Origin of the sequence: Spirosoma aureum (assembly GCF_011604685.1) — a bacterium.
Classification (GTDB): Bacteria; Bacteroidota; Bacteroidia; order Cytophagales; family Spirosomataceae; genus Spirosoma; species Spirosoma aureum.
Genome location: NZ_CP050063.1, coordinates 3,850,185 through 3,863,700 on the forward strand (window position 1 = coordinate 3,850,185; position 13,516 = coordinate 3,863,700).

At 47.9% G+C, this 13,516-nt stretch carries 6 protein-coding genes; all 6 read right to left on the reverse strand.

Annotated elements, in window-relative coordinates:
* Positions 1-49: 49 nt before the first annotated feature.
* Positions 50-2,257: a tetratricopeptide repeat-containing sensor histidine kinase gene (locus G8759_RS15110; protein WP_167209310.1), complete on the reverse strand. Its 2,208-nt coding sequence runs from the start codon at positions 2,255-2,257 to the stop codon at positions 50-52.
* A 128-nt stretch (positions 2,258-2,385) separates the two neighbouring features.
* Complete coding sequence (locus G8759_RS15115) at positions 2,386-3,735, reverse strand: RagB/SusD family nutrient uptake outer membrane protein (RefSeq protein ID WP_167209312.1); 1,350 nt, start codon at positions 3,733-3,735, stop codon at positions 2,386-2,388.
* Between the two features lie 12 nt (positions 3,736-3,747).
* Positions 3,748-6,792: a SusC/RagA family TonB-linked outer membrane protein gene (locus tag G8759_RS15120; protein WP_167209314.1), complete on the reverse strand. Its 3,045-nt coding sequence runs from the start codon at positions 6,790-6,792 to the stop codon at positions 3,748-3,750.
* 614 nt (positions 6,793-7,406) lie between these two features.
* Positions 7,407-8,423: a bestrophin family protein gene (locus G8759_RS15125; RefSeq protein WP_167209316.1), complete on the reverse strand. Its 1,017-nt coding sequence runs from the start codon at positions 8,421-8,423 to the stop codon at positions 7,407-7,409.
* Between the two features lie 264 nt (positions 8,424-8,687).
* Positions 8,688-10,409, reverse strand: coding sequence for a purple acid phosphatase family protein (locus G8759_RS15130; protein WP_232074263.1), 1,722 nt, complete (start codon positions 10,407-10,409; stop codon positions 8,688-8,690).
* Between the two features lie 711 nt (positions 10,410-11,120).
* Positions 11,121-13,418 carry a histidine kinase dimerization/phosphoacceptor domain -containing protein gene (locus G8759_RS15135; RefSeq protein ID WP_167209318.1) on the reverse strand — a complete coding sequence of 766 codons (2,298 nt, stop codon included), beginning with the start codon at positions 13,416-13,418 and terminating at the stop codon, positions 11,121-11,123.
* Between the last annotated feature and the right edge of the window lie 98 nt (positions 13,419-13,516).

Genomic DNA, 13,516 nt, shown 5'->3' on the forward strand with positions numbered 1-13,516 from the left:
CTGCTTTTACATCAGTAATCATCTTAATCGGGTTCGCAGCAAAAGCCACTTATTGGTAGCTGTAATCAGTAGGAGAACCCAACGCAGTCAGCTGATGCTCTGAAAAAGTTAATACTATGGTTAACCCCGCCTGACTCCTGATCGATAACTCACCACCCAATTGCTGGCTGAAGCCCTCAATCAAAGTCATGCCCAATGATCGGCTAGCAGCAGGATCATAATCAGGCGGTAAACCTATCCCATCATCGGCAATCCTGAGTTCAAATGTGGTGGGCCTGAGCCAATGAAAAACTACACTGATCGTTCCAGATCGCCCCTTGGGAAAGGCATACTTGAGAGCATTAGTGATGGCCTCGTTGATGATCAACCCTAAGGGCACCGCCTGGGTGACGTCCAACTCGATGGGCTCTACCTGCATATCAAAGCCAATGGGCTGGGGCAGCTCATACGACTCCCGCAGGTAGGCCACCACCTCCTCAATATAGTCAGCCATCGGGATGCGGGCGATGCCTTCGGTCTGGTAGAGCTTCTGGTGGATCAGAGCCATCGCCTGCAAGCGGTGCTGGCTCTGCTGGATGGCCGACAGAGCCGCCCTATCCGAGAGATAACTGGCCTGGGAGTTTAACAGACTCATCACCACCTGAAGGTTGTTTTTGACCCGGTGGTGGATCTCCTTGAGCAGCCGTTCTTTCTCGTCGAGTAGCCGCTGCAAGTGCTGGTTCTTGTGGTGGATTTCGGTTTGCTGGGTTTGAAGCTGCTCCTGTTGAGCGAGGAGCAGCTCATGCTGGTGCTGCAACTGCTGGTTGCTGCGCTGCTTGAGTCGGTAGCGGTTGAAGGTGAGGCCCAGCAGCAACAGGAGCATAAGGGCCCCCAGTCCCACCGAGTTACGCACCAGCCGGTCCTGCAGGAGTTGCTGGTTCTGGAGTTGCTGTTGTTGGGAGAGGACCTGAATCTGTTGTTTTTGCAGGCGGATGTCTTTGTCTTTCTGTTCAGTCTCGTATTGGGTTCGGAGTTCTTCGAACTGGCGGTTTTTGGTTTGGTTGAAGAGGGAGTCGTTGATGGCGGTCGCCAGCTGGAAATGAAGCAGGGCGGAGCGCAGGTGTCCCTGGGCTGAATCGATTTTGAAGAGGGCTCGAAGAAGGCTGACCGTCTTATCTGGAAAACGACCCTGCTGACTGGCAGCCAGGGCTTTCTGATAGTAGTATTGGGCCTGCTCATAGCGTTTGGTGAGCCAGTATAGCTCGCCTAGATGCTTGTATATGTCGGTTAACCCACTTAAGTTTTTCGGTTTTTCATAGAGGGGCAACAAGTGTTTAAACAAGGGTTCGGCCAGCTCATAGCGGCCTAAAACAACATAGCTCTCGGCCAGGTAGGTGGTTAAGGGAAGACTTTTCTGATGGGGATCCTGGCGGGTCAACTCGATAATGGTCAATGCCTGTTGACGGGCCAGATAGGGCTTATGGTACTTTTGGTATAGAATCATCAATATATTGTATTGTCCTGCTAGATAGTTAATAGACTCAATACCCCGTTGAGAACGAATTAAGCGAAGTCGTTTATGGGAAATAGTTATAGCTCTTTCGTAGTCGCCTAATAGCTCATAGATATCTGCTAAGCGCCCATTAATATCGATTTGATAACCTATATTTTTGCTTTGTTCTGCTAGCCGTAAGCTTTGTAAATAGGCTTGTAAGGCTGGTTGGTAGTTGCCCATCATATGATGAAGTACTCCTATTCGCTCCAAGGTATAGTATATTGCCGTATCCCGGTAGGATTGCTGAATGGCTAACTCCTCCATAAATAAGGGCATGGCCTTTTTCGCCCCAACTCGTAAGCGAACAAGGTCAGCCCAATTTTCCAGTACTTTAGCCGCATTGGGTTTATCACCGAGTTGCTGATAGGCCTTTAGCGCCTGCTGGTAGTAATCGAAAGTCCGGGTCGAGTCATAGCTTTCTCCGAAACTAAAACACTTCGCTAAGAGATAGAGGGCCTGTGCTTGCTGAGATAGTTGTTTGGTCCCTGAACTTAGGTTCACAACCTGTCTGGCATAGCCAATGGCGCTATCCAGGAGATTATGTACGTCACCTATATTAGAGCTACTTCTACTTTTTCGGACCACGTTATAGTTATCGTAGTATTGCTGACCGATTTGCAGCAATATCCTGGTTCGATTCGTGTCAGGTGGCGTATGTGCCAGTAGCCGTTTCAGACTGTCAATTCGATTCTGGGTTTGAGACCAGGCCTGGTTGGTGTTCAAAGTAATAGTTACAAGCAGGGCAATTAGGAGAATACGGTAACGGCTCATAGCACATCCGCAATTTGAAACGGGGCATTCAGATTAAAGTTTTAGGTAAATTACTGATTTACAGCCTTGAATTTGCCTGATCAATAACTTTCGTTCTGCGTTAAGTTCGGGTTCAACCGCAGATCCTGCTGAGGAATAGGTAGCCGTAATTTATTAGGGTCTAGAATGCCCAGTACCTGCTGAGCCCGGCCGGTTCGAATCAGGTCAAACCAGCGGTGGCCCTCCATGGCTAGTTCCACTCGCCGTTCCTGCTCGATAGTGCGGAGTAATTCATTTTGATTCTGAATTGTCAATGTCCCAAGTCCGGCTCGTTGCCGTATTTGGTTAACCAGCGCTAAGCTTTCCGCCAATTCTCCCAATTGCGCCAATGCTTCGGCCCGGATCAACAGCACCTCAGCGTAGCGTATCACCAGCACATCATCATCCTGGGTACTGATGCGGAAGTACTTAATGCCAATACCGGTGGGTATCACCTTGCCATCCAGCAAAATACCACCCGGCGAAATGGACGCTTCTTTTCGTCGGTCACCCGGTTCGTAAGCCGCTTCCAGGCTAGAACCGACCCCTCGTGGTCCTACTTCATTGCGGCCACCCAGGGCTGTCGAAAAAAACCAAAAGGCTAATCCATTCGTGCTGGTCGAGTTGTACTGAAGTTCCCAAATGGATTCTGCCGTGTTCCTGGTCGCAAACAACAGCCGGTAGTCAGTTACCAGCGAAAACAGTTTTCGCTGGATGATGGCTCCACTCAAGGTGGCTGCCGTAGCGTAATCCTGCCGTTGTAGCGCTACGCGTGCACTCAGCGTCTGGGCGGATGCCTGAGTCGCCCGGCCCACTGCCACCTGGGGCAGGTCAGGCGTGGCCTCGCTCAGGTCGGTCTGGATGCGGGCGTATACTTGATCTGCGGGCGTACGGCTAACCAGCAGATTATCGGCCGTTCGGGTGGGTGAGGTTATCAATGGAACGTCACCCCAGTAGCGAACCAGTTGAAAATACAGGAGTGCTCGGGCAAACTTAGCCTCGGCGATTAGCTGTTTCTGGTCCGTGAAAGCAGGATCTGCGATTAAGGGAACTTGATCCAGGAGGTTATTGGCCTGATTAATACCCTGATAGAAGGACTGCCATAAACTACCAATTGAACCGTTAGCAGCTAAGATAGCGTGGTTTTTGAATTCATTCAGGTCACTTAAGCTACCGTTGTGGGCCAGATTGTCGGCCAGCAAGTCGGGATAAACCGTATAGGTTTGACCGTAACCCGAGGCCAGACTGGCATATAGGCCCATCATGGCCGCCCGGGCTCCAGCCGGATCAGCGATGGCTTCCTCAGTCGATACGGCCGACTGCGGTGGCTGATCCAGGAATGTTTTACAAGCGCCTAAAGCAACCCAGACGCTCAGCAATGCTATGTATCGGATTATCAAATGAGTTCTCATACGGTTTTTTGATTAAAAGCCCAGTTGAATGCCTACCAGTAACGTACGGGCTTGCGGTATGACAAAAAAGTCGCTGCCTGCTACCAGACTTTGGTCAGTCAGGGTATTCACCTCGGGATCATAGCCGGTGTAGCGGGTAAAGGTGAGTAAATTCTGTGCGGTGCCATACAAGCGAAGCCTGGCTTTCCTGAGTTGACTCATGCGTAATGTGTAACCAACGGAGAGATTCTTGATCCGCAAAAACGAACCGTCCTCAATGAATCGATCCGAAATGCGGGTGTTATTGTTGGGATTGCCCTGAGCGGCTCGGGGCATACTCGTGCTGGGTCGTTCGGGAGTCCAGCGGTCGCGGACACTGGTCCATTGCCCATACTGACTGCCCATACTTTCACCCACCGAACGAGTGTAGTTATAGATGTCATTACCGTAGGTAAACTGAAAAAACAGAGAAATGTCAAGTCCTCGATAGGTCAGTTTGTTGGCCAGTCCACCAAAAAAAGACGGTTGAGCGGACCCAAGAACAGTTTGATCCGCCGACGTAATGCGGCCGTCGCCGTTGAGGTCTTTAAACTGAATATCACCCGGCCGGGTATTCGCTGACTGGTAGAAGGCAGTAGATCCGTATATGGCCTGGCTTGCCTGGTTCAATGCATCAATTTCTGCCTGCGTCTGAAAAATACGGGCTACCTGAGAGCCATAAAAAGCCCCGACGGGTTGGCCCTCCTGCACCCAGTTGGCATAGCCCACCGAGAAAGGTGTCCCTCCGTAAAGCTTCGTAACGGTATTGCTAATAGAGGAGAGGTTGAAACTGGTCTGCCACTGCCACTGGCTTTGTGGCCGATTGACGAAGCTGACCTCCAGCTCCACACCCCGGTTTTGTAAGGACCCAATGTTTTCGTTGATTTGAGAAAAGCCGGATGTTAAGGGCAACTGACGAGCCTGTAACAGATCGTTGGTTCGACGGATAAAGTAATTGGCCGACAGACTCAGCCGATTGGCAATCAGGGCTAAGTCTACTCCCAGATTCAGCTCACGAGTCTTCTCCCAGCTCAGGGTCGGATTGGCCAGTTGCAGTGGCACCAGGCTGGTTTGTTGCAGGTAACTACGGCCAACGCCAAATAGTCCCAAAGCAGGCGCTTGATTCGTAAGGGTCCCCATGTTGGCATTACCCGTCAGGCCATAACTGGCCCTTACTTTCAAAAAGCTAAGCAGGGCGTTCGGTTGCCCTTTTCCGTCATAGAGGACCCAGCCAATTGAACCGACCGGAAAAACACCGTATTGCCGGTCTTGATTAAAGCGCGAAGAGCCATCTGCCCGCAGAGTGGCCGAGATCAGCAGCTTCTCCCGAAAGGCGTATTGCAACCGGGAGAAAAAAGAAGTAAGTGCCCAGGTGGCACCATCTGAGGAAGCCCCCGTTTTCACCGAACCGGCTGTCAGGCGGGTGATCGAATTGCCCGGAAAATTTGTCGCCGAAGCCGTCAGTGTTTCAAAAGCAGAAGTCTGCCAACCCGCTCCAACCAGAGCTGTAAGGCTATGACGCTGGCGTATGACGATTGAATAGGTCAATGTGCTTTCCAGTAACCAGTTGAAATTCTGTCGGTAATCTGACCGCCCGGACCCGTTAGCCCGTGAGCCATTCAAAGTGGTGGTGGGATAGAATACATCTTCTTTTAGCACCAGGTTGTCAACCCCTATATTCGTCCGCCACTGGAGAGCCGGGCTGAAACGATACTCCGCAAATGCCGTTCCTACTACCCGATTCGTGCGGGAATCGAATTGGGTTTCGGTTCCTTCGGCAACCGGATTAGCCACCGACCCGAACGGGTCCAGTGCGTAAGAGCCATTTGTATTGCGGACCGGAACATGACTACCCAAAAAAAGCGCAGAGCCGAGTACCCCATTGATAAAATTATCCCCGTTGATGCGGTTGTTCAGGGCACGGCTCAGCGTCAGGCTGGTGCCGAACTGTAGTTTAGGGCTGAACTGGTGATCCAGATTCAGACGAACGCTCCCACGTCGGTAGTCGGAGCCCAGGACAATTCCCTGCTGGCGAAAGTACGTACCCGACAGAAAAAAACGGGTCTGCTGATTCCCTCCTGAGGCCGACAGGGTATACTCCCGGATGGGGGCTGTGCGGAACACCTCCCGTTGCCAGTTGGTCGTGGTGGCACTGGCCGGATCAGGATAAATGGGTGGGAGACCCACGTTGGTTCGTTGTTCATTCAATAAAACTTCCTGCTCAGGCCCTGTAAGCATATCCAGCAGCTTTGGTACTTTTTGAACCCCTTCATAGGCCTTGATGTCTAAAGTGGCAGGTCCACTTTTGCCTCGTTTGGTTGTAATCAGCACCACGCCATTGGATGCGCGTGAACCGTAGATAGCCGCAGCCGCAGCATCTTTCAGGATTTGAATCGAGGCAATGTCTGCGGGGTTCAGGTCACTCAGGGCGTTCAGCGACTGCCCACCCAGATAGAAACCTGAAAAGTCACCTGTATTGACGGGCATACCATCTACTACGTAGAGCGGCTCTGCATTGGCGTTGAGTGAGTTAGTGCCCCGGATTCGCACTTTGAGACTGGTAGCGGGTGTTCCCGAGCTCTGCGTAACCAGTACCCCTGCCGCTCTTCCCTGAAGTGCCTGGTCGGGGCTAAGCATGGGAATGTCACTAAACTGTTGGGATGTTATGGAAGAGAAAGACCCCGTGAGTTCACGCCTGGCCTGACTGCCATAGCCGATGACAATCGCTTCGTCCAGAAACGTGGTAGCCAAGACCATGTATATGGTCATCGTAGTACGATTTCCGACGGCAACTGCACTAGGTCGTCTACCGAGCATAGTTACCAGTAGCGTATCATAGCCTGGGCTTGCAGTCAGCGAAAAATGCCCATTGGCATCGGTTACGACACCTTTACCTGAACCCTTCAGAACAACGTTGACTCCGGCCAGAGGCTGGTTATCTTCCTGAGTCAAAACATTCCCTTTAATTAGCTGATCCTGAGCCAGTAGTTTGACGGATAACAGAGAGATAAATAGATGAATAGTAAACGTAAGCCTCATAGTACGACCGAGTTAGGTAGATGTAAAAGTTGTTTCTGCAACAACCTAGGGAACTCCAATAAGTGGTACTGTTGAATTGTTTAGGCTTGGACTGGATGAAGCAGTACACAGTATCAGCGATAATGCGATTGCAGATCGTTGATAGACCAATAGTATTAGGGCGGATGGAATTATGTACCTTCTGGGTGAAAATGCCTTTTTGAGAAAGGAGAAAGTCTTTCATAGTCGAATAAAGTTTTCTGAAATCTCAAAAAGCAAAGTACTTTTTTACTTATAATTCATAATATTAACCATATTCTAAGGAATTCAGCGGTATGAATTGCACAAGGATAGAGTTTGAAAAGTAAGGCATTTTTTTGAGTTGACCAAATCGTAAGTTATTCATTATGAGGATTTATTGCGACATATGTTCTTTTTAGAATAGTAGATTGTACTCCTCGATAAGGTCTTGACCGGTCCTGTAATTCTCATTTGCCAGTTCAATTATGGTTCACTGACTGATGTTCGAATGCTACGCATTGTGACGGGTGTATCGCTCTTTACATAGGGTTAAGAAGCCGAGGTGTGTACAGACTTATTGTAGATTCTGTAACCAGTTAGCACTCAGTTCCTTTTTAAAACAATACATTTTCTACTGGTTTAATTCGTTCTGGCAGATCCGATTCGCCCAGCATATCTTTCAGATCAATTTCTATTGTACGGACTATGCTTTGTATCGGTACGTCGTTTATCAGTCCTTCAAAAGGATTTTCACTATAATCACCCGTGTATTCCATTAATGAAAACACCCACGAGACCACCAGGTTAAAAGGGAGCAGTAACCAGATCAGGTCCGGGCCATTCGCTTCAAACTCCTTCAGCATCCCAAATGGGAGCAGAAATGTGAAAATCAGAATAAAGATGGCGCTTGAAGTAGCGTATTGACGGGGTAAAGGTGAGTTTTTTATCCGTTCACTTCGGCCTTGTTCGGTATAGAGTTCGTTGATAATATTCTGTAGTGCAATGTGCCGAAAATCAGTCAGTAAGCCCCGCTGTTTAAGGGTCGTCAAATGCTGAGATTGCCGATCAAGCAGTTGGGTCGCCTTGTTTTGTTTGGTAGTTATCCAGGTCATCTCCTCACTGCTGAGACAACTGGCTGCTTCCTCATCAAAGGAGAAAAAATTAATGCGTTTACTGAAATAGTTACGCTGCCGAATACTATCTATCTGCTGATGCTCCCAAACGGTACGTTGTCGCATGGCGTGTTTTAAGGCAAAGAGCCAGGCTAAATGACGGTAAATCAACGTCTTCACTTCGTCGTTCACTTCGTTTTGGGTAATCGTTTCCGAAGCATGCTCCAGCGTAATGAAAGCTCGACAGGATGCCCCAAAAGAGCGGCTACTATTGGTGATGCCACCCCATATTTTCCGGGCTTCCCAACTGCGATCATAAGACTGATTGTTCTTAAATCCTACATAAAATGCAACTGCAGTACCAATGAGCGAAACAGGCAACCAGGGAACGGCTACCCATTTCCAATCCAGATATTCGTACGAGATCAGGGCAATAAGGCCCGTAAAGAGCGACCAGAGTACCAGCCTCCAGCTGATAAAGTAGATGATATTAAAATTAAAGTAGTGTTTTATGTACATTTTGCTGACTAGTCAGTTATTGAGGAAAAATTAAGCTGGTTTGTAACCCAATTGTGAAGCCACCCGCAGGGTGCGTTCAATCGGATATGACAAGTTAGATGTTGCTAACCTGACAATCAAATGGGAAATGGGCACAGTAAAGATTGCTTCGACCATAAAGCCTTCCGTCTAAAAACCATCCCAGTTAAGCAGAGCCGCTCTTTGCTTATTTCGTCAGGACCAATTCGTCTTTTATTTGTCCGTCTTTATCATAAACCGTATACATCAGTTTTTTTCCTGAATGTCTATTAGTTGATAAAAGGGACCGCTTTTGTAACGGAGGGCAGCACAGGCTTCATCAGGCCAAATCGAATGCTCGCTGGGTATGCCGATGGAGATGGTATAAATCGTGCCCTGGGCAGAACTGGCCACACTTTTTCCGTTATAGGTGGGCTTGGAGCGCATATAATAATGCACGTGACCACTCATGACCATATCCACGTGGTATCGATCGATCAGTGGTCCCCAGGCTTTCCGAATATCGGTGTAATCTTCTTCAAACGTGTAAGGCGGAAAATGGAAAAACATAAACTTCCAGTCGGCTTTCGATCGAGCGAGTTGCTGCCCAATCCACCTGGTTTGTGCGTCAATTGGGGCAGTCGCATCGATGAAGAGAAACAAGGCATTTTTATAGGTAAAGGCATAGGTTCGTTCATCAGGCACCTCAGCGTGCCTGGGTCCATTGTGGGGTAAACTGAACATTTGCTGATACATCCAGGCACCAAGACCATCCTGACTGTCATGGTTACCAGGAATAGGCAAGAGTGGTTTGCTCTGGAAAATAGTTCCCGAATACTGCCATAATTCGTCCCATTCATCGCGATGCAACCCTGTACTGACTAAATCGCCGGCTATCGAGTAAAAAGCGATGTTAGGATGCCGGGTAAGTGTTTGTTGGGCAAGCGTCCCCCAAACGGGCGATTTGTGCGTGTCGCCGAACCAGATAAACGAAAAACCTTCGCTGGTGTTGGATTGCGTTTGGAAGGAGGCCACGGAAGACCAACGGCTTTTGGTTGAACCTACCTTATAGTCATAAGTTTGGCCGGGTTTTAGTCCCGTTAACTGGGCTGTAAACCGATGTACGTATCGATCATTTTCCAGCAGCCGATCTTCCATTGTATAACAAACGGCCGCTTTAACCAACGTGTCTGCGCTGCCCTTCAGCCAGTATTTGACAACTCCATCCGGTACGGATGCTGCTGTTCGCCATTGAATGTCCTGAGTGGTGGCGGGGTTCCCACTCCAGGTGAGCAGGAGCTGATCGGGATGGATAGTTGCCGGAAATTTGGTTCGGCGGAAAGCACCGACTAAGTGGGCTTCCCGGGCTCTGCCCCGGATCGTCTGAAACAAGGTCTGACCCCGTAAGGATTCGGGTACTTCGTTGAGTGTTAAATCGCTCCAGTCGTGGTAGGTATAAGCACCCGGCTGAAACTTGGTAAAGGTTTGATGAGCCGGGTAAATTGGCGTAATGTGTAAAGCATCACCGATGTGCCGCGGCTTGACACTAATGAAATAGACGGGACGATGTTTATCAAAGCCATTAATTCCTAGCGATACCACACCCGCATCAAACGTCTTTTGCCATACTTCATACGTGTATTCTTCATTTTTGACAACCAGGTCTGTCTTACTAAATCCACTATCTTTGAGCCAGAACGGAAGGACTTTCTGTGCCTGATCACGCATCAGCGAAACGACAACTGGAACATTTGCTCGAAACGTCCAGTATTGGGTTGCCAATATCTTTTTCTCCTGATTGGTCAGTACGGACAGTACAAAATTCTGTTGAATGGTATCGAGTTGTTGGGGTTGGTAGGTTTTATACAAACGGGTGACAACGCCATCCATCACTGCTTTGATACCAGACTTGGCTTGTCGGCCATGCGTAGTCGAACCTGTTAAGGTTAGGAGGAGTAGCAGGAAAAGAAAAGAGCCAGAAATTTTCATATAGACAGCTAGTTGAAGAGACTCAGAAATTTATCGTTCCTTACTAGTACGCCCAGTCGCCAAGCAAAGGCTATGGGCGGCTTATTAATTTTTCGTAACTCGATGGTGCAAAGCTCCGGCCTGGTATCATCGAGTTACGAAGCGAGAGTACTCCGGTCGCACAGGCCATATGATGAAAAGGATGGTGCCTTTTCCAGTAATAGATAGTCAATTTTGGTTAAAAATTGACTATCTATTACTGGAATTAGTAGCTGCTAAACCAGTATGAAAACCTAACTTGAATACTTAGGAGGGTGTAGGAAATAGACCACTCGAATCTTAAAATGGAAAGTGGTCGAGACCTATCGCACCGAACGAGTCCAGACTTCCAAATTTGAGGAAAATCACGGCATATCTGGGACGAAATATGTACAACGCTTACCTCGGACCAATGCCACGATCAGTATGATTAAGTCGGAAGATTCCAAAGAGGTCGCCGGAGCGAAGGAAATCCGATGGCAGAACGTTTACTTCGTTCGCTCAAAGGTGCTGTAAATCTGCACCTGATTTTACTTCTTTTTCAGGAGCAGAAGAAGTTGTTGATAGGTCCGCAATCCAGCGTAGCCAGGAAAGCTTACATATACTCGCTAAAGGACTCAGTATTAATCCCAAGCCGTAGAAAGAGAACCAAAAATAATAGAACGGTATCATTCCGAAAATATCGGAGCGTTATCAGGGTAGGGTCAAGTCCAGATTAATGTCAACCCCCTTTGTCTGACTTATGGTCAATACTCCCCCAATCTGTCGGCTCAAGCCCCGGATCATCGTCAAGCCCAAGGTGTTGCTGCACTCGATGTCAAAGTCGGCTGGCAAGCCCATCCCGTCATCGCACATCGTCAACCGGAATCTCTGATGGTCAAGAGCCACCAAAGACACGGCAACCATGCCTTTGCCGTTTTTGGGAAACGCATACTTTAACGAGTTGGTCACAGCTTCGTTGATAATCAGGCCCAGGGGCGTGGCCAGCGACACATCAAAAGCCACATCGGCAATGTCGCAGACTGACCTCACTGTTGGTTTACGGTCAAAGGATTCGAGGAGATAATCGACAATCTGGTGAATGTAATCCCGCATCCCGATCCTGGCCAGATTGTCGGATTGGTAGAGTTTCTGGTGGATCAGGGCCATTACCTGTACCCGGTTCTGGCTCTCGCGGAGTGTGGCCAGGGCGGTAGGATCGTGGAGAAATTCCACCTGGGAATGGAGCATACTGGAGATGACCTGCAGATTATTCTTGACCCGGTGATGGATCTCTTTTAGCATCCACTCCCGCTCTTCGAGTAATTGCTCTTTTTCTTCCAGCAGGTCATCCTTTTCGTCCACTACCCATTGAAGCGCCTGATTTTTCTGATCGATGAGGAACTGCTTGGCTTCCAGTTGCTGGTTAGAGCGTTGCTTGAGTCGGTAGCGGTTGTAGGTCAAGCCTAGCAATAGTAGTAACATAATTGCTCCACACATTATGCTGTTACGCTGAAGGGCATTGCGTTCTAATGTGGCTTGTTGTACCAGGTTTCGGTTGGTGAGTAATTGAATGTTTTTCTCCTTGAGCTGTAGTTGCTGTTCCTTTTGACTGGTTTCAAATTCAACTTGTAACCTGGTTATTTCATTATTTTTTGTTTCATTAAGCATCGAATCGCTTAGTAGAGTGTATCGCTGATAATGGGCAATAGCGGAACGATAATTACTCCTCGCAGAATCAAACTTAAACCAGGTTTGATGCAGTTTAAGTTGAAATGACTTAAAATGATTACGTTTACCTGCTTCGGTTAAATCAACCAGCAACGGGTAGGCTTTACGGTATTGCTGCGTGTCAATATAAAACAATACAATGATGAAATAGTGGTTAGCATATCTCAGTTTATCGTCGTTCCTTAATTCCTGTCTTAATTTTTCAAATCGATAACAATACATTTGAGCCAATTTAAATTGGCGTAGCTTGTGGTAGTTATTGGCCAATCGAGTATAGATTAAAAATTGTAACTCTATATCAAGTGGAGAAGAGGGCTTTTCCAGTGATTTTAATAAACGTATATTTTGAACATAATCATGGCTGGTAGAGGTCAGGTTTGCCGTAAGTAGCTTAATGGTGGCAATGTCATTGTATTGCTGGGCTATTCGTAGTGCATTTTTAAAACAGTTGGCGGCTGCTTTCGAATCTTTCGCCATGTAATACGTAATGCCCAACTGGTTATAGATCGTGCACAACTGCATGGTGGTATCTTTTAGGCTTTCAGCCGTTTTTAGCGCTAATAATCCATAATAGACTCCACTTTTGAAATCACCTAATTTTGAACTAACCTGTCCAAGCAAGCAATAAACCCATTCTATATCTTTATAGCCAATGGACTGGTAGATTGCCAATGACAGTTTGAGATAGGCTAACGCCTTTGTCCTGAGATTAAGTAATTCGTGGAATTCACCTAATTCTTTTAAGGTTGCTGCTTCAAGCTCTTTCTTGCCTAGCTGCCGAAAAATGAGTAGGGCTTTTTCATGATTCTGAATCCGAAACGGTAAATCCTCCGGGCTAATGGAATAGGTTCTGGATATTTCCATGTAAGCGCGTGCCTGATCGTAAACAGCCGGGATACGGGCAAAAATGTTTACCGCCGTTTGGCCAAACGCTCGGCCAAGCTTTGTATCTCCCTTCTTTCGGTGTGCCTGAGCGCCAATAAAGTACGCATTACCTTGCCCCTTTAGATAGTGAAGATGCCGACTAATAGTGTACCCTTGCCGAATCAGCCTGATTCCGGTGTCCAGGTCGCTCACCACCTGTTTGCCTGGATTTTCGATGTAGCTTTTAGCCAGCTCCAGCAACAGGTTGGCCCGATTGGTGTCAGGTGGAATAAACGGGAGTTGCTCCTTTAACCGCTTTATATTCTTTAACCGCTTAATCTCCTCTTCTGATTGGGCATGAGCGTAATTAAACAGCAAAAGTCCTGTAATAATTAGAAATATGAGCGATCGTTTCATTGGCTTAAGAGGATTTACACTCAGTAAAGCAATTCTAATCAGGACTGCTTTATAGAAAGTTGTATTACCTTAAAAATAAGCCAATTAAGTCTCTAAAG

Bases quoted from the DNA above. Each gene is read 5' to 3' on its own strand.
- G8759_RS15115 (WP_167209312.1), bottom strand. From the start codon at position 3,735: ATGAGAACTCATTTGATAATCCGATACATAGCATTGCTGAGCGTCTGG.
- G8759_RS15120 (WP_167209314.1), bottom strand. From the start codon at position 6,792: ATGAGGCTTACGTTTACTATTCATCTATTTATCTCTCTGTTATCCGTC.
- G8759_RS15125 (WP_167209316.1), bottom strand. From the start codon at position 8,423: ATGTACATAAAACACTACTTTAATTTTAATATCATCTACTTTATCAGC.
- G8759_RS15130 (WP_232074263.1), bottom strand. From the start codon at position 10,409: ATGAAAATTTCTGGCTCTTTTCTTTTCCTGCTACTCCTCCTAACCTTA.
- G8759_RS15135 (WP_167209318.1), bottom strand. From the start codon at position 13,418: ATGAAACGATCGCTCATATTTCTAATTATTACAGGACTTTTGCTGTTT.